Here is a 16,673-nt window from a genome sequence, read left to right as displayed (position 1 = left end):
CCCCGCCATTTCTGATCCTATTATAGCATCGAGCACGCGTTTTGTCTGCCGTCTTATCCATCCGATACGGAGAAAGGCGGCTCCCCGTTTGGGAAGCCGCCCTGCCGCACCGCTGCGGCTATGAAGCGAAACGGATGGGTTGCTTATTTGTATTGCAGCTGGCCGGCATCATTTCTGCTGAAATGCGCAAACCAGTTGTCCCACACGCGGTCGGAATGCTCCGGCATGGTGGCATGCGGCATATAATCCACAATTTCCACCCGCACCATGGGCACACCGTCCTTCTCACAGGTCATGGTGTACCAACGGCCGTCCACTGTAAACGCACCGCCGCTCTGCCAATCCAAGCTGCCGATCGTTTCGTTCGAACCGCTCAGCTTGTCCCAATCAATCGAGCCGTCGCAGCCGTTGAGTGCAAACCAGGCGGACAGAGTCTGACCGGAGTTGTTAGCCTGGGTCAGCGGAACCGGGCAGATGCTCCATTCCGTGCCGCCCTCGGTTCCCGCCGCCATGTAAACCGGTACGCCACCAGCCGCGGATACGGCTTCCTGCGCATCGTCCGCCTGGTCAAACACATAGTCCTTGAAGATGAATCCCGACAGCGGCGCCACCGCTGCGAACATCTCCGGCTCATTGAGCGCGAGCACATGGCACATCTGCGAACCCCAAGAATGGCCGGTCGCGTACACGCGGCCCAGATCGATATCGTAGGTTGCATCCAGATCCGCCAGCATGTACTTAAAGAACGCGATCTCATCCATGCGGGTCGGGTCAAGCGCAATGTTCCAAGCCGGGAACGGCGCGTTGCCGCTGTCCGAAATATTGCCGTTGATTGCAGACGGGAACACCACGATGAAGTTGTTCTCATCCGCTACCTTGTACCAGTCGGTCTGGCCGGCATACACGCCGCCGTTGAGTGTATAGCCATGGTTTGCGAATACGACCGGCACATCCGGCGTGCCTTCGTTTACGCTATCCGGCACATAGACATACCACTCGCGCATCCAGCCGCCGACCTCTTCATAATGGCGATCCATACCCAGATCCGCGATCGGGTCCTTGGTCACGCGCAGGTCGCCGCCGGGATCGGCCATCCAACGGCGCACGCCGAACAGGAAATCGTTCCAGATCGTGCTCTCCAGATCGCCGGACGGTTTTCCGCTCACCCAAACGCGGTACGCTTCCTTATCGCGGTTGTCGCCGTATTTGGTCTCGTAGTCGCCGGTGCCCGCGTTATCCGCCCACTCCTTGGTGCGGACGTACTTGGTTACCGTGTCAGCCTCGATGGTGTATTCATCCGCACCGATCTTATCGGCATCCAGCCAGTATTGCAGGGTTTCTGCATCGGTTTCCGTGCCGTCGTTGATGATCCAGACGGGCAGCGGCAGCGTGCTCTTCTGAATCTCGCTCTTGCGGGTGCTGTTCGACTGGTCGTTATACCCATTCAGGCTGCTGGCCATCTCTTGGCCGTTGGCCTCGATCCAGCCGCTGTCCACATCGCCCGCGCCGACGGTTACCAGCCCGGCCCAGACAGCAGTCTGGTCCATTGCCGCCATCTGCGCGATCGTACCGCCCTCGCCGTAGCCTACCATGTAGTTCTTGGCTTCGTGGATGCAGTACATGGTGCGTCCGGACGCCGCTGCATAGACCTTATTGACATAATCAATGTCTGCTTCTCTCTCTTCTTCTCTCTCTCCATAGGTCAGGCCGTCCAGATAGACGACGATGAACTTTTCCTGCTGCTTGGTCCACTTTTCGTCGATCGCCTGCGTATCCGTGTTGTCCGCCAGCGTCTTCCACGCGTCAAAGCTGTTCTTGCCCTGATCCGGCAGAACAAAGATGCCCGCGTTGGATTCACGCGCGCCTTCCGGCACATAGGAAGTAAACGTGCGGCTTTCGCCGTTGTCGAGCTTGACGGTTTCCACATGCTCGCCCACATACATCGTCTCATACGGATTCATCGGGTCGATGCAAGTGCGCACCGTCAGCGTATAGGACGCCGTAGTCTTGCCGTCCGGCGCGGTAACGACGATCGGGATTTCCTTATAGCCGTTATTCAGGGTGACCGTTACCTTGCCGCCGCGCGCCGCGGTCTCGCCGCCCACCGTCACCGTCGCCTTGGTTGCCATCGCCGTCGGGTAAACGTCCACAGACTGCGTGCCGTTCGGCACTTCCGCTGCCAGCACGTTGGCGTCGCCCACCGCAGTGCCTGCGAACGCATGGGTCGTGCTGAAACCGGTCATCAGGTTGTCGGTGCCGCCCGCCGCCGTAACCTTGAGGTTCGCCAGCTCGGCAACCGTGGTATAGTCCTCGCCGCTCAGCACGGTGCTCTTCTTGCCGTTCATGCAGATGAAGTGGCCGGTGCCGTCATTGGCATAACGGTCGCCCGCAATGGACGCACCGTCCGAACCGCCGGTGTCGCGTACCGACTTGCGCATCGCAGCATCGGGACCGTAATCGACGATATTCTGCGCCGCTTCGATGACCGTATCCAGATGACCGATCAGATCGTCGATCTCGTAATCGTCATGGCCGGTCCAGGTGACGAGCTTGTCCAGATCGATTTCATTCGCCGTATCCAGTGCCAGCATCTTGTCCTTGAACACCTGCACGCTCGACAGCAGGACGCGCACGTCGTTGGACGCCAGCGTCAGCGAATCCGCCACGCTGCGGCGGTTGCAGCCCACTGCGTCGGACGAATACAGGATGTTGTGCGCCTTATCGAGCAGCAGCATGCTGCCAGAGGTGTGGCCGGGCACATAGTAGTTGTCCAGCGTAACGCCGCCGAGGTCAAACTGATAGCCTTCATCGATCGTGGTGAAGATATTCGCCGTCAGGTTGTTGCCCTCATCCGCGTCCACGTTTTCGTTGATGAAGCCCAGCGCCATCTGGATGTCTTCTTCATGGATGTAAACCTTGCGGCCCGCTTTGACGAAGTCGCCGATCTGGGTCGTGTGGTCGGGGTGACCGTGCGAGATGTAGAGATCGACCTCCGCCGTGCCCGCCAGTGCCTTGGCGTACTCATACAGGCTTTCCGCCGTGCCGGGCGCCATGCCCGCGTCAATCAGCAGCGCGCGGTCCGCGCCCTTGATCAGGTACATCTTATCGCTGTCGTAATCGATGACCTGCCAGACCTTCATATCGCCTTCCTCATACAGCAGGCGGCTCTTGTGCTCGTTCTTGGACATGCGGTCGATCGTATACTCAAAGGTTACAACATCGCTGTCCTCCATGCCTGCCTTGCTGGCATACGCCTTGAGCGTTACCTTGGTCTGCTTGGCGCTGCCGTCCCAATCGTCGCCGGTATCCGCGCCGATCGTAATGAGCGCATCCACCTCCGCGCCGCCGGTGCCGGAAGAGGCCTTGTACTTGGTCTGGTCAAATTCCTTGGCCGTATCCGAGGTCTTGGGGTCGCTGCCGTCCAGCGTATACTGGATGGTTGCGCCCGGCGTATCCGAGAACAGCGCCACATACTGGGTCACGGTAAAGGTGCCCGGAGTGTCCGGATAGAACGGATCGGTGTAGTTGTCATAATCGGTATAGGTGTACGGCGCCGCAACCTTGCCGGCGTCCGCCTTGACCACCTTGACGGTATAGGTCTTGGTCGCCTCGCCGTTCGGGGACGTGCCGACAACGGTAAAGGTCGTCTCATTTCCGGTAAGCTTCGCCGTAAAGGCTTCGCCCGAGACCGCCTTTTCACCGTTGATGGTGACCGTACCGTTGGTCGAAGCCGCCGTCGGCACGATTTCCACCTGCGAAACCGTGCTGTCCACGGTCGCGGTGAAGGTCAGTTCATCCGCATCCTTGCGCACCGGCTGCGTGGCATCCGGGTACTTCCAGTTCAGGTTGACGCCGAAATTCTCGTCCTCCCAGAGCAGGTTGCCCGACACGCCCGGCAGACGCACGGACAGGTTGGACAGTTCCGCGATCGAGGAAGGATCTTCCCGGTAGCCCGCTTCCGACAGGAAGTTGGCCAGGTTCAGGTTGATGCCCGCCCAGTTGATATCGGTCAGGCGGTCGCCCACAAACGAAGTGCGGGTATTGGTCAGATAGGGTTCGCTGTCTAGCGTGCGCAGCGTCGGCGTCAGCGCGTCCTCGCCCTTGTCAACGACCTGCTGCACCGCTGCTTCCAGATTGGCAAAATAGCTGCCCTGACCATCCAGAACCACGTCGTTGTGACCGGTCAGAATGCGCTTTACCTTGCCGTCCAGCTTTTCCAGCGCGATTTGCAGGGTGGACAGATAAACATCCATCGGGTCGGCCGCGCCTTCACCGAACTGCATCCAGAACGAGTCGGTCAGGTGCGCGCGGTTGTTGCCCATCTGATCCGAGGTGTACAGGTTGCCGCTCGCCTTGTCGAACAGCATGATACCGGCGATCTGATGGCCCGGCATCTCAATTACGTCAAACGATACATCGCCCAGCGAGTAAACGTCGCCGTCGGACAGCGTCGCCAGCTGTGCTTCATAGGCGGCGTCCGCCTCATCTTCATCCGCGAATACGCCGGCTGCGATGCCCTTGTCGCGGATGTAGCCGCGCAGCGTCTCGATGCCGCGCTCGTTGACATAAACCTTTGCGCCCAAATCCTTGTTTTCGTCGCACAGGAACTGGAACGCCATCTGTACATGATCGGGATGCGGGTGGCCGATCACCAGATCGATCGGCTTGTCCTCACCGACGATCTCACGCATAGCGCCATACAGGTCCGCCGCAGCATCTGCGTCAAAATAACCTGCGTCCAGCACCATCGCACGCTCAGAACCCTCGACCAGATACATCTTGTCGCTGTCGTAGTCCTGAATGAGCGTGACGTTCTGCACTTCTTCGCCGTTCCAGTCGATCGGCGCGCTGATCTTCAGCTCGCTGCGCGGATTGCTGGTCACGGTGTAGTTCCAGTTTGCAACCTCGCTGGTGCGGGTGCCGCGCACCGCGATCGCCTTGACATTGTAGACCTTTTCCCGGGTCTGGTTTTTCTCTTCGGCGGTCGAGCTGTCGCTTGTCGGCTGCTCGATCATGATCTGCTTATACTGATAGGTCTCAAACTTGTTGCTGTCCGTCGTCGGTTCGGGCGCCGCGTCCTTGCCTTCCGCGATCTCATAATAGATATCCGCGCCGTCTTCCGCCGTCAGCGTCACATAATAGGTCATGTCGTAATCGAACACGCCCAGGCTCTTGGAGTCTTCCTCACCCTTGGGCAGCGGATAAGCATCCGGCGCCGCAACCTTGGAAGAAGAACCGCCCGAGGAACCGCCGCCGCTCGTGGTATCCTCGGTTTTGAGCGTGGACTGCGCGATGCGGACGGTTTTGCCCGAAAGGTCGCAGTTCTTCGCGATGACCGTGCCGGCCAGGCCGCCCAGCACCAGATTGTCCTTCACGTCCACGCCGTCCAGCGTCACGCCGGAAGCCTTGACGATCACAATACCGTCGCCCACCTTGGTGACCGTACCGGACTTGGTGATGTAATCCGAGATCATATTGTCCAGGATCTGTACCACCTCAGCGCGGGTCACGTTATCCTGCGGGGCAAACCGGTTGCCCGGCTGGCCGTTGACATAGCCCTTCTGTGCGAAGGAGACAACATTCGACTTCGCCCAGGAAGAGATGCTCGCGTCATCGGCAAACCCGCTCGAGCCGCTGCTGCCCGCCACCGACATGGCGCGCGCGAGCATGCAGACCGCTTCTTCGCGGGTGATGTACTCTTCCGGACGGACCTTGCCGTCATAGCCCTGCATCACGCCGGCCTGCGCCGCACGCAGCACCGCATCCGTGTAATAAGCCTGTCCCAGATCGGAGAATGTGTTATCCGCTTTGCTCTGATAATCCAGCAGCCGATCGATAATCACGGCCATATCGCCGCGGATGATCGGATCGTCCGGGGAAAATTCGCCGTCATACCCCTCGATCACGCCGTATCCGCTCCACTTATCAATCAAACCCTCCGCCCAATGGCCTTTGGTATCCTGATATGCCGCCGCGCCCGCAAAGGGGAACAGGGTCAGCAGCATCGCGCAGGACAACAACCAGGCGATCAACCGTTTCCGTCTCATAAAATACTCCTTTCCCTTCAAACCGTTTTGCCGAATCAGAAAAGCCGCCGGACCGGTGTTCCCGCTTGTCTGGATAGACACACCGGATTCTCAGCCATCTTATCGTGGTTCCCATTATATTTTCAGGCGGACGGAACGTAAATACACGATTCTTACACTTGTTATCCTTTTTCTATTTGCGCGCAAATTTTCTGGCAAATCCCGCAGGATTTGTTGTCCGATTTTTAGTTTTGTTGTGTTTTCTTTGTGTCGGTCCCCGCAGCGTGCTCTGGCCGAGGACAGCAAAACCGCCCCGCGCCGTTTGCACAGCGCGGGGCGGTTTTCAAAAAGACAACATCAGCGATTTGACGCCGCTTATTCCACGGTCATCACATCGTCGCCTGCGGAAACCGAACCGGTCTTTTGCAGGGTGAAGGTCTGATATGCGTCCGAATTGGTCACAACGACGGGCGTTACCGTGCGGTAGCCCGCCTCGACGATCATTTTTTCGTCAAAGCTGCCGATCTTGTCGCCCTTCTTGAGCTTATCACCCTCCTTGACCACGATCGTGAACGGCGCGCCGTTCATCTGCACGGTGTCGATGCCCAAGTGGATGAGCAGCTCCACGCCGTCCGTTGTGGTCAGGCCGATGGCGTGCTTGGTGCCGAACACGGTCGCGACCTCGCAGTCGGCCGGGGCATATACCTGATTGTCCGTCGGCTCAACGGCGAAGCCGTCGCCGACCATCTTTTCCGAGAACACGCCGTCCGCGACCTGCTCGAGCGGAATGACGTTGCCGGAAAGCGGCGACGCGATCACATGCGCGCCGGACGGCGCCGAAGCACTGTCCGCAGCTGCGGCGGGCGCGGCCTGCGGCGCGGCCTCATTGCTCTCAGGCGAAGCGAGGAAGGCTTCCAGATCGGACTTGATGACCGAGACGCGCGGGCCGTATACCACCTGCACGCCCGTGCCCTTGCAGATGACGCCGGATGCGCCGGTGTCCTTCAAAAGCTGCTGATCGACCTTGGAAGCGTCGTGCACGGTGCAGCGCAGGCGGGTAATGCAGCAGTCTACGTCCGAGATGTTGGCCTTGCCGCCCAGACCCAGCATGATCTGGCGGGACAGCGCGGTATCGCCGCCGCCCTGTGCGGCCGCGGCCTCGCCCTCCTTGCGGGCGTTGACATCCGCGCGGGTGTACAGCTTGATCTCGCTGTCATCGCGGCCCGGCGTCTTGTAATCGAACTTTTTGATCATAAACGAGAACACGAGGTAGTAAACCACGAAATACACCACGCCAACCACCGGAATCCACAGCCAGCTGGTCTTGGCGTTGCCCTGCATGATGCCGAACAGCGTCAGGTCGATCAGGCCGCCCGAGAACGTCAGGCCGACGCCGACATTCAGGATGTGCATGATCATATAGGACGCGCCCGCGAACACGCAGTGCACCACATACATCGCCGGTGCGACAAACAGGAAGGTAAACTCGAGCGGTTCGGTGATGCCGGTCAGCATCGAGGTCAGCGCCGCCGACAGCAGCAGGCCGCCGACCGCCTTGCGTTTTTCCGGCTTGGCGCAGCGGTACAATGCCAGCGCCGCACCCGGCAGGCCGAAGATCATCAGCGGGAACTTGCCGGCCATAAAGCGGGTCGCCTCGACCGAAAAGTGCTGGATGCCCGGCGTTGCCAACTCGGCAAAGAAGATATTCTGCGCGCCTTCGACCAGCACGCCGTTTACCATCGCCGTGCCGCCCAGCGCGGTCTGCCAGAACGGGATATAGAACACATGATGCAGGCCGAAGGGGATGAGTGCGCGCTCAATGAAGCCATACAGCCAAGTGCCGGCGTAGCCGGAGGCCAGCACGAAGCCGCCCAGCGCGTTGATGCCCGTCTGGACCACCGGCCAGATGTAGTACATCGCGATGCCGACCACCAGATACACGGCCGACGAAATAATCGGTACAAAGCGCGTGCCGCTGAAAAAGCTAAGCACCTGCGGCAGCTGGATCTTATAGTATTTGTTGTGCAGCGCAGCGACGCCCAGACCGACGATGATGCCGCCGAACACGCCCATCTGCAGCGAATTGATGCCGAGCACGCTCGCGGTCGCGCCGGACAGGTCGGGCGCACCGAAATCCTTGATCAGCGCGCCGATCGTCGCGTGCATGACGAAAAAGGCGATCGCAGCGGACAGCGCCGCAACTTCCTTTTCCTGCTTGGCCATGCCGATGGCGACGCCCATCGCGAAAATGATCGGCAGGTTGTCAAAGACGATCGAGCCTGCCGCGTTGAGCACCTGCAAAATCGCGTAGATGAACGTACCCGGGCCCATAACACCCATCAGGCCGTAGGTTTCAAGCATGGTTTCGTTGGTAAACGAGCCGCCGATGCCGAGGAACAGGCCGGCTACCGGCAAAATAGCGATCGGCAGCATAAACGAGCGGCCGACGCGCTGTAATACACCAAAAATCTTGTCTTTCATATCCTTTTTACTCCTTTTGTTCGGTCTTTCCCATGGATACTGCCAAGCGATGCAGATGAATGGTCAAAAAGGTCATTTCCTCGGACGGCAGCTGCACGGAAAACGTCTCCCGCAGCTGCTCCCGGATGCGCTCCGCGCACCGGTAATCCTGTTGGTAGCGCCGCACGATCATGTTTTGAAACTCCGAATCGTCATCGGCAACATACCGGTTTTGCGTGATACGCTGGCCGAGGAATTTCAGGTGCGTGAGAAAGCGGCCGTAATCGAGCGACTGCTCATCGAGCGTTACGCCGTAATAGTCCTGCACCACCCCGACGATCTTGCGGATCAGTTCGGTGATGCGCACCATATCCGACATCTTGCCGTCGATCTCCGCGTTGACGATGTGCAGCGCAATGAATCCCGCTTCATCCCGCGGCAGGCGGAAACCCAGCCGCGTGTCGATGATCTCCAATGCCTGCTCGCCGATTGCAAACTCCGCCGGATAGAAATTCGTGATCTCCCACAGCAGATGGTTCGGATACTGTACGCCGCTGCGCAGCCGCTCGACCGCAAAACAGATATGGTCGGTCAGCGTAATATAGATGTTCTCGCTCAGCCGCCGTCCGATCCGGCTTTCCGCCGTCTCGATGATCTCCGTGCTGACGTCGAGGAATTCCGGCGGCACATCCGCCAACAGATCGCGCAGCCGCGAGGATTTTTCCGGATCGCGCAGATCATAAATCTTCTCCACCTGCTGCGCGGGTACCAGATCCCCCGCATGTTTTTTGAACCCAATGCCCAGTCCGCGCAGAATAATCTCTTTGCCGCCTGCATCCACTGTACAAACGAAATTATTCCCGATCACGCGGCTGATGCGATAAACGCCGCCGCTTTGTACTTGGTCCGTCATAACGCCTCCCCCCACATGTTCCGCCGCCTTGCCGCAGCGGTTTTTTCCGCCGGCGCAGCACCGCTGCTTGCCCGGCTGCTTTGTTCACAGGTCCGTTGCTGCATCCCGCCTCTCCTTTCCCGTTTTATTTTTCCCCTGAAAAACAAAAAAGACCAAACATCCGAATATAATCATCCCTATTCGGTCGTTTGGTCTTGCCTGCATTGCAGTCACAAGCCTGTATTTCTTTTTCGCAACTAAAGAATAATGCCTTTTTACACCTTTTGTCAACCATTTTATGCCCAAAAAACGAATTTCGTAGCATCACCCAATATTTTAAAGCACAATTTATACATTCTGACCACTTGTCGTTTCAAAAGAGCACCGTGCGCGGGAACCGCCTTTCTGCCCCGCCAGCCTGCGCCTATCGCAGCATTCAGCTTTCCCGCGTCCATGTGACTTCTCTGACGCATTACCGTGCAAAAGGCGACGCATCCGCCGCTGTTTCCGGATTCGTCAAAGCGCTCAGTTTTTTCCGAGTAAATCGTCTAAACTTTCAGTCATAATGCTTAAATTTTGCACGGCAATTTCATCATGCACTTGCCCTGTTCTCTCTTGACGAAAATGTTTTCATTTTATATAATGATAATGAAAATAGTACCAAGGAGGGATCTTATGCTAGAGCAAATTCGCGGCGGATTGATCGTATCCTGTCAGGCGCTTCCCAACGAGCCGCTTCACTCTTCCTTTATCATGGGCCGCATGGCGCGCGCCGCTGCGGAAGGCGGAGCGGTCGGCATCCGTGCCAACACACCGGAAGACATTGCAGAGATCGCCAAGAATACCACGCTTCCCATTATCGGCATTGTCAAGCGCGATTATGACGACTCCCCGATCTACATCACCCCAACCATGCGGGAAATTCGCGAGCTGGCGCAATCGCCGTGCAGCATGATCGCCTTTGACGCCACCGACCGGCCGCGTCCGCAAGGCGAGTCCCTCGAAGATTTTTTTCATGCCGCCCGTGCGGCAGCCCCCGACAAGCTGCTGATGGCCGACATTGCCACACTGGACGAAGCCATCCGCGCCGCTCAGATGGGCTTTGACTGTGTTTCCACCACGCTGATGGGCTATACGGAGCAATCCGAGGGCCACAACATCGCCGACGACGATTTTGCCCGACTCAAAGCGATCCTGGCTGCGGTATCCATCCCGGTGATTGCGGAAGGCCATGTTGACACCCCTGCCAAGGCGCGGCGCTGCATCGACCTCGGCGCACACGCCGTGGTAACCGGCGGCGCCATCACCCGTCCGCAGCTCATCACCAAAACCTTCACCGACGCCATTTACGCAAAATAAAAGAGCGCAGATGCGCTCTTTCCGCTCAAAAGCTCCGGTGGAACAAGGTTTGCAGCGCGCGGTCCCGGCTTTCACGACATTTGGGGTCTTCCAGCAGCCGATAGGTGATCGTATCGATCAAAAATACCAGCGGCATCTGGGAATTGATAAACTTTTCATCCCCCACTTGCCCGATGTCCCCGGCCAGCAGGATGGTATCCGCCATCTGCCCCAATGTGGACCGCGGGTTCTGCGTCAACAGACAGATCTGCACGCCCGCCGATTTTGCGATCCGGCATGCGCTGACCACTTCGGGCGTTTCACCCGAATTGGACACCGCAATGATCAAATCCCGCGGCGAAAACAGGCTGGACTGCACGCGCATCAGGAAGGTATCCGTCATCACGCTGGAGGTAAAGCCCATCTGTACCAGCCGCATATTGAATTCACTCGCCGTCAGTCCGGAGCTGCCCAGACCAAACACCAGAATCTTCTCCGCCTGATGGATTCGTTCGACAAACGCATCCACGTCCTCCGGCCGCACCAGCTCACAGGCCGCATCCAGCGTGCGCGCATAGTAGTGGCTGATGCGCTGAATGATCTGGTCCGGCGTACGGTCCGGCGTGCGTTCCGCCGCAAGCAGCGTCTGAAATTCAATATAATTCCGGTAGTCCAGTTTTTTGCAGAACCGCGTCAATGTTGAATTGGAAGTTCCAATGGACTGCGCCAATTCCTGACTGGCAACAGAGACCGCCTCTTCCGGATGTGCCACAATATAGGCTGCAATTTTTTGCTCACTCTTGCTGAGATGAGAGCCAAAAAACTGAAGACGGTTTTGAAAACTCAGTTCTGCCATGGTTTTCCCCCTGAATTAGTGGATTCTTTAACAATCATAGTATACCGATCGCCATTTTGCAACAGGCAAAATGAAAAAAAATTACAACTTGCCGTTTGGCAAACACACCATCATCGTTTGGCAACCCTTGCAAAAAAGGCCAACATAGAAAAGGAGAATGCATCATGAACAATCATCTCAACGTAGGCGTTATCGGCTTCGGCCAAATGGGACAAATCCATGCAGGCATTTACAATAAGCTGCCGGGCGTAGATCTGGTTGCGGTTTGTGAATACAACGATGACCGCCGTGCAGAAGCAGAAAAGCTGTATGGCTGCAAAACCTATAAGAGCTACAAAGATCTGCTGGAAAACCCGGAAATCGATGCAGTCTCCATTGTACTGCCCGATAACATGCACCGCGAAGCGGTGGAAATCGCGGTTGCCAACAAAAAGCACATCCTGCTGGAAAAGCCGCTGGCCAAGGAACTTGCCGACGGCGAAGCGATGTATGAAATCCTCAAGGATTATGACAAGGTGTTCTCTCTGGGCTTCCTGCTGCGCTTTGATCCCCGCTTCAACATGATCAAGCAGCGTCTGGACGCCGGCGAGCTGGGCGACATCATCCATATGTACTGCCGCCGCAACAGCCCGATCGTCGGTCCCCGCCGCTATATTGGCGCTTCCGACCTGTCCATGCATGTAATGATCCACGACATCGACTATGTCAACTGGTACATGGGCTGCAAGCCGGTCAAGGTGTTCGCCAAGGCACGCAGCGTCCTGCTCAAGGAATACGGCATGGATGACGTGATCTACGCCATCGTTACTTACGAAAACGGCGCGGTCGCCTGCCTCGAGGCCTGCTGGGTTCTGCCCGAAAATTCCCCCACGATCATCGACGACAAGGTGGAGCTGGTCGGCACCAAGGGCGTTGCCTATGTTGACGCCTGCGACAACGGCGTTCGCTTCGTCACCGGCAACGGCGTGCTTTACCCGGACTCCCGTCACTGGTATAATTGTAACGGCGCACCGTCCGGCGACCTGTCCGAAGAGATCATGGCCTTTGTCGGCAATATCATCAACGGCACCAAGTCGATCATCACCCCGGAGGACGCGCTCAACACTTTGCGCGTCGTAGATGCAATCGAACGCTCGATTGCGGAAGGCAAGGAAGTTTCCCTGTAAACGGTTGAGAGCAACCAGAAAGAAAGAACGGTAGCGATTCATTTCCGGATTTAAGGAGGGCAACACTCAATGTCAGTACGTGTAAAGATTCAGAAATTCGGCAGTAAACTCAGCAGCATGGTCATCCCGAACCTCGGCGCATTCATTGCGTGGGGCCTGCTCACCGCTGTCGGCATTGCAATCGACAACGACATGCTTCGCAGCTTCATCACCCCGATGCTGAACTATCTGCTCCCGCTGCTGATCGCATTTGCAGGCGGCAAAATGGTCTATGACTACCGCGGCGGCGTCATCGGCACGGTGGCAACCATCGGCGTCATCATCGGCTCGAGCGTGACCATGTTCATCGGCGCCATGATCCTAGGCCCGCTGTCCGCATGGATTCTCAAGCAGTTCGACAAGGCGATCGACGGCAAGGTCCCGATGGGATTTGAGCTGCTGGTCAACAACTACTCGGTCGGCATTCTCGGCGCCATCCTGAGCGTGATCGGCTGCGTCTGGCTCGGCCCTGCGATCTCCTCGCTGACCAACGTCTTTGCAGCCGGCGTCAACGTGCTGGTACAGAATAATCTGCTGCCGCTGACGGCGATCCTCATCGAGCCTGCCAAACCGCTGTTCCTCAACAACGCCATCGGTCAGGGCATCCTGACCCCGATGGGCACGCTGCAGCTGGATGAGCTGGGCAAATCGGTTCTGTTCCTGCTCGAATCCAACCCCGGCCCCGGCCTCGGCATCCTGCTGGCCTACATGTTCTTCGGCAAGGGTTCTTCCAAGACCTCTGCATGGGGCGCCTCCGTCATCCACCTGTTCGGCGGCATCCATGAGATCTATTTCCCGTTTGTCCTGATGAACCCCATCCTCATTCTCCCGCTGATCGTCGGCGGCGCGTGCGGCACGCTGGTATTCACCATGCTGAACGTCGGCCTGGTTGGCGTAGCTTCCCCCGGCAGCATCATTTCCATCATGCTCATGTCCTCGCCCGGCGACCAGTTCAAGATCATCCTCGGTATTGCGGCAGCCTGTGTGGTCACCTTTGTGCTGGCCATCCCGCTGATCAAGCGCGCGGGCGGCGGCGACGACGCATCCCTCAAGGAAGCGGCCAAGACCATGAACGAGCTCAAGGGCAAGAAGAGCCGCATCTCCTCGGTATTTGAGAGCATCGAAGATTTTGATTTCTCCAAGGTAACCCGCATTGCTTACGCCTGCGACGCCGGCATCGGCTCGTCCGCAATGGGCGCGACCGTATTGCAGAAAAAGTGCAAGGCGGCCGGTCTGGACGACATCAAGGTGTTCCATATCGCGATCGAGAACCTGCCGACCGACTGTCAGGTTGTTGTCACGCAGGAACTGCTGCTTGACCGCGTCAAGGACGTACAAAAAGATGCCTATTGCATCGCTGTGACCGACTTCATCAACGCACCGCAGTATGATGAACTGATCGAAAAGATCAAGCAGGCCCGCAGCGCAAAGCAGGCTTAACAGCCCGGAAAAAGCGGCGCTGCCGTTCGGAAAAACGGCAGCGCCCTCGTTTTATCACGGAAAAAGAGGTCAGTATGCTGAAAACAATTATTATGGACTTCGACGGTCTGATCGTCGATACCGAGGTGGTCTGGTATCACATCTATGTGGAATGGTTCCGCAAGCAAAAGGGCTATGACCTGTCCGTACAGGAATTTTTGGCCTGTGTTGGCTCAAACGCAGAGGATTTGTTCCGTAAACTGGATGCAAAAGGCATCACGGTCGATCGGGACGCCTTTGCCAAAGACACGTTTGCCCGGTTTATCGAGGAAAGCAGCCGTCTGCCGGCCAAACCCGGCGTGGAGGACTTTTTGAAGCAGGCGCATGCAAGCGGCTTATCCGTTGCGTTGGCGACCTCCTCCGGCCGAAAAAAACCCACGGTCCACTTGGAGCGGCTGGGCCTGCTGTCGTATTTTGATCTGCTGGTCACAGCAGAAGATGTTGAGCGCATCAAACCCCACCCCGATTTGTTCCTCAAAGCGGCGGAAAAGCTCGGCTGTACACCGGACGAATGTCTGGTGGTAGAGGACTCCCTCAACGGGCTTCTGGCCGGTCTGAACGCGCACATGCGTGTGCTGGTGGTGCCCAACGACGTCACAAAATATTGTCAGTTCGAAGGACAATACCAACTGTGTCAATCGCTCACAGAGGTAAACGTTCCCCAGCTGATCGCGAATTTTTAGGAGGAGACACCATCATGCTATTGGAAACGATCACAACCAATGACGTACAAATCGGCCTGCATGCAAGCGATTGGGAGGATGCGATCCGCCAGGCAGCCGCCCCCCTGACTGCATCCGGCGCCATTCAGCCCAGCTATATCGAGGGCATGATTGATTCTGTGCATCAGAACGGCCCTTATTTTGTTCTTGCCAAGGGGCTTGCGCTCGCACATGCCCGTCCGGAGTGCGGCGCGGTACGCCTTGCGCTCAACTTTACAACGTTCGACCCGCCGGTATCCTTCGGTGCAGGGGCGAACGATCCGGTGCGCCTGATCATCACACTGGCTGCAACCGATCCGAACAGTCACATCGATTTACTCGGTGAGCTGGCCGAAGTGCTGATGGACGACAGCCGCATGCAGCAGCTCTTCTCCGCCGCATCGCCGGAAGAATTCTGCGCGCTGCTGGGATAAAACCGTAAGAAAGAGGCGATAACCATGGTTCTGTGTTTTGATATCGGCGGTACGTCGATCAAATATGGTGCAGCGCGGGAAGAAAACAAGCAAATCATTTTTGACGCCCGTTGGGAAACCCCAACGGACGCCAAGAAACTGCGCGGTCCCGGCATTGAGCAAAAAATTCTGGACCTGATCGACAGTCTGCGTGCAGCTTATACACCGGAAGGTGTTGCCATCTCCACCGCAGGTATGGTGGATCACAAAACCGGTGCGATCCTCTATGCGAACGAAAATATCCCCGAGTACACCGGCCGCAATCTCAAGCTGGCCGTGCAGAACCGATTTAATCTGCCATGTGCCGTGGAAAACGATGTCAACTGTGCCGCGCTCGGCGAAACCGCTTACGGCGCCGGACGCGGCGCCGACAGTGTCCTTTGTGTCACTGTCGGCACCGGCATCGGGGGCGCGATTATCCTTGATGGTGCAGTCTGGCATGGACACAGCGGCAGCGCCGGTGAGATCGGATATATGCCAATCAACGGCGGCATGTTCGAGCAGCAAGCCTCCACCACCGCGCTGATCCGCAATGTCGCCACCAAAACCGGTGAAACACTGACCGGCAAAGAGATTTTTGCGCGTGCCCACGCCGGGGATTCGGTTTGCAAGGAGTCCATTGAGGCATTGTGTGCTGCACTTGCCCAGGGACTTGCCGCCGGCATCTGTCTGTTCAATCCCGCTGCCATTGTGCTCGGCGGTGGAATCATGGCACAGGGAGCGTATCTTCGTCCGCTGCTGGAACAACAGCTTGGTCGGTTTGTCAATCCGTTTGTTTTGGAAAAGACGTCGCTCTGCTTTGCAGAACTCGGCAACAGCGCCGGAATGGCCGGTGCCTACCAATGGTTCAAGCAATCCGCACTTACTTAATGCAATTTTCCGTTACAAAACAAAAAGCAGTAGCTTTCGCTACTGCTTTTTTGATGTGCGCGTTGAGTTATCTTCCCGGGCCGTCGCCAGCCAAGTATTGTCACCGTAAACGAGCTTAACTACTGTGTTCGGAATGGGAACAGGTGTACCCTCGTCACCATTAACACGCACTATTGAGAAGATTCACACCTTCAAAACTGAACAATAACTTGGCAAGCTAAGAGTCTTCTGAGATTGCCTCTAATTTTTGAGGTCAAGCCCTCGGCCTATTAGTATCAGTCCGCTGCATGCATTACTGCACTTCCACTCCTGACCTATCAACCTTGTAGTCTACAAGGGGCCTTACTCCCGAAGGATGGGAACACTTATCTCG

The 16,673-nt window shown here is 57.3% G+C and carries 10 protein-coding genes and 2 rRNA genes; 6 read left to right on the top strand and 6 right to left on the bottom strand.

The window, feature by feature from the left end; genetic code table 11:
* Positions 1 to 143: 143 nt before the first annotated feature.
* From EJL02_RS06285 to licT, 3 genes are all read right to left on the bottom strand, one after another.
* Positions 144 to 6,047 (bottom strand): S-layer homology domain-containing protein, encoded by a 5,904-nt coding sequence (locus tag EJL02_RS06285; protein ID WP_125115572.1) that lies wholly within the window; start codon positions 6,045 to 6,047, stop codon positions 144 to 146.
* 354 nt (positions 6,048 to 6,401) lie between these two features.
* Entirely contained in the window at positions 6,402 to 8,507 is a 2,106-nt protein-coding gene (locus tag EJL02_RS06280) for a PTS transporter subunit IIABC (protein WP_125115571.1), read from the bottom strand.
* Positions 8,508 to 8,514: 7 nt separating this feature from the next.
* The gene (gene licT / locus EJL02_RS06275; RefSeq protein ID WP_125115570.1) at positions 8,515 to 9,399 is read right to left on the bottom strand and encodes a BglG family transcription antiterminator LicT; all 885 of its coding nucleotides are present in this window, start codon (positions 9,397 to 9,399) and stop codon (positions 8,515 to 8,517) included.
* Between the two features lie 654 nt (positions 9,400 to 10,053).
* On the opposite strand from licT, the gene EJL02_RS06270 reads away from it, so the two are divergent.
* Positions 10,054 to 10,737, top strand: a complete 684-nt coding sequence (locus EJL02_RS06270) for an N-acetylmannosamine-6-phosphate 2-epimerase (RefSeq protein ID WP_125115569.1) — start codon at positions 10,054 to 10,056, stop codon at positions 10,735 to 10,737.
* Between the two features lie 25 nt (positions 10,738 to 10,762).
* On the opposite strand, the gene EJL02_RS06265 is transcribed toward EJL02_RS06270, so the two are convergent.
* Positions 10,763 to 11,572 (bottom strand): MurR/RpiR family transcriptional regulator, encoded by an 810-nt coding sequence (locus EJL02_RS06265; protein WP_125115568.1) that lies wholly within the window; start codon positions 11,570 to 11,572, stop codon positions 10,763 to 10,765.
* Between the two features lie 164 nt (positions 11,573 to 11,736).
* On the opposite strand from EJL02_RS06265, the gene EJL02_RS06260 reads away from it, so the two are divergent.
* From EJL02_RS06260 to EJL02_RS06240, 5 genes are all read left to right on the top strand, one after another.
* On the top strand, positions 11,737 to 12,738 hold the full coding sequence (locus tag EJL02_RS06260) for a Gfo/Idh/MocA family protein (protein WP_125115567.1): 1,002 nt from the start codon (positions 11,737 to 11,739) through the stop codon (positions 12,736 to 12,738).
* Between the two features lie 69 nt (positions 12,739 to 12,807).
* Entirely contained in the window at positions 12,808 to 14,217 is a 1,410-nt protein-coding gene (locus EJL02_RS06255; protein ID WP_125115566.1) for a PTS mannitol transporter subunit IICB, read from the top strand.
* Positions 14,218 to 14,291: 74 nt separating this feature from the next.
* Entirely contained in the window at positions 14,292 to 14,939 is a 648-nt protein-coding gene (locus tag EJL02_RS06250) for an HAD family hydrolase (RefSeq protein WP_125115565.1), read from the top strand.
* Between the two features lie 14 nt (positions 14,940 to 14,953).
* Positions 14,954 to 15,391 carry a PTS sugar transporter subunit IIA gene (locus EJL02_RS06245; RefSeq protein WP_125115564.1) on the top strand — a complete coding sequence of 146 codons (438 nt, stop codon included), beginning with the start codon at positions 14,954 to 14,956 and terminating at the stop codon, positions 15,389 to 15,391.
* Between the two features lie 24 nt (positions 15,392 to 15,415).
* Positions 15,416 to 16,300: an ROK family protein gene (locus tag EJL02_RS06240; RefSeq protein WP_125115563.1), complete on the top strand. Its 885-nt coding sequence runs from the start codon at positions 15,416 to 15,418 to the stop codon at positions 16,298 to 16,300.
* Positions 16,301 to 16,354: 54 nt separating this feature from the next.
* On the opposite strand, the gene rrf is transcribed toward EJL02_RS06240, so the two are convergent.
* A 5S ribosomal RNA gene (gene rrf, locus EJL02_RS06235) occupies positions 16,355 to 16,471 on the bottom strand.
* 78 nt (positions 16,472 to 16,549) lie between these two features.
* Positions 16,550 to 16,673, bottom strand: a 23S ribosomal RNA gene (locus tag EJL02_RS06230); the annotation flags it as partial.

The sequence above is a fragment of the Agathobaculum sp. Marseille-P7918 genome (genome assembly GCF_900625105.1).
In the GTDB taxonomy this organism is placed as follows: Bacteria; Bacillota; Clostridia; order Oscillospirales; family Butyricicoccaceae; genus Agathobaculum.
Note: the sequence above shows the minus strand (reverse complement) of the source record. Positions and strands in the feature narration are given on the sequence as shown.

What these genes read in the sequence shown, in the direction of transcription:
- EJL02_RS06285 (WP_125115572.1), bottom strand. Translation starts at nt 6,047, where the DNA reads ATGAGACGGAAACGGTTGATCGCCTGGTTGTTGTCCTGCGCGATGCTG.
- EJL02_RS06280 (WP_125115571.1), bottom strand. Translation starts at nt 8,507, where the DNA reads ATGAAAGACAAGATTTTTGGTGTATTACAGCGCGTCGGCCGCTCGTTT.
- licT (WP_125115570.1), bottom strand. Translation starts at nt 9,399, where the DNA reads ATGACGGACCAAGTACAAAGCGGCGGCGTTTATCGCATCAGCCGCGTG.
- EJL02_RS06270 (WP_125115569.1), top strand. Translation starts at nt 10,054, where the DNA reads ATGCTAGAGCAAATTCGCGGCGGATTGATCGTATCCTGTCAGGCGCTT.
- EJL02_RS06265 (WP_125115568.1), bottom strand. Translation starts at nt 11,572, where the DNA reads ATGGCAGAACTGAGTTTTCAAAACCGTCTTCAGTTTTTTGGCTCTCAT.
- EJL02_RS06260 (WP_125115567.1), top strand. Translation starts at nt 11,737, where the DNA reads ATGAACAATCATCTCAACGTAGGCGTTATCGGCTTCGGCCAAATGGGA.
- EJL02_RS06255 (WP_125115566.1), top strand. Translation starts at nt 12,808, where the DNA reads ATGTCAGTACGTGTAAAGATTCAGAAATTCGGCAGTAAACTCAGCAGC.
- EJL02_RS06250 (WP_125115565.1), top strand. Translation starts at nt 14,292, where the DNA reads ATGCTGAAAACAATTATTATGGACTTCGACGGTCTGATCGTCGATACC.
- EJL02_RS06245 (WP_125115564.1), top strand. Translation starts at nt 14,954, where the DNA reads ATGCTATTGGAAACGATCACAACCAATGACGTACAAATCGGCCTGCAT.
- EJL02_RS06240 (WP_125115563.1), top strand. Translation starts at nt 15,416, where the DNA reads ATGGTTCTGTGTTTTGATATCGGCGGTACGTCGATCAAATATGGTGCA.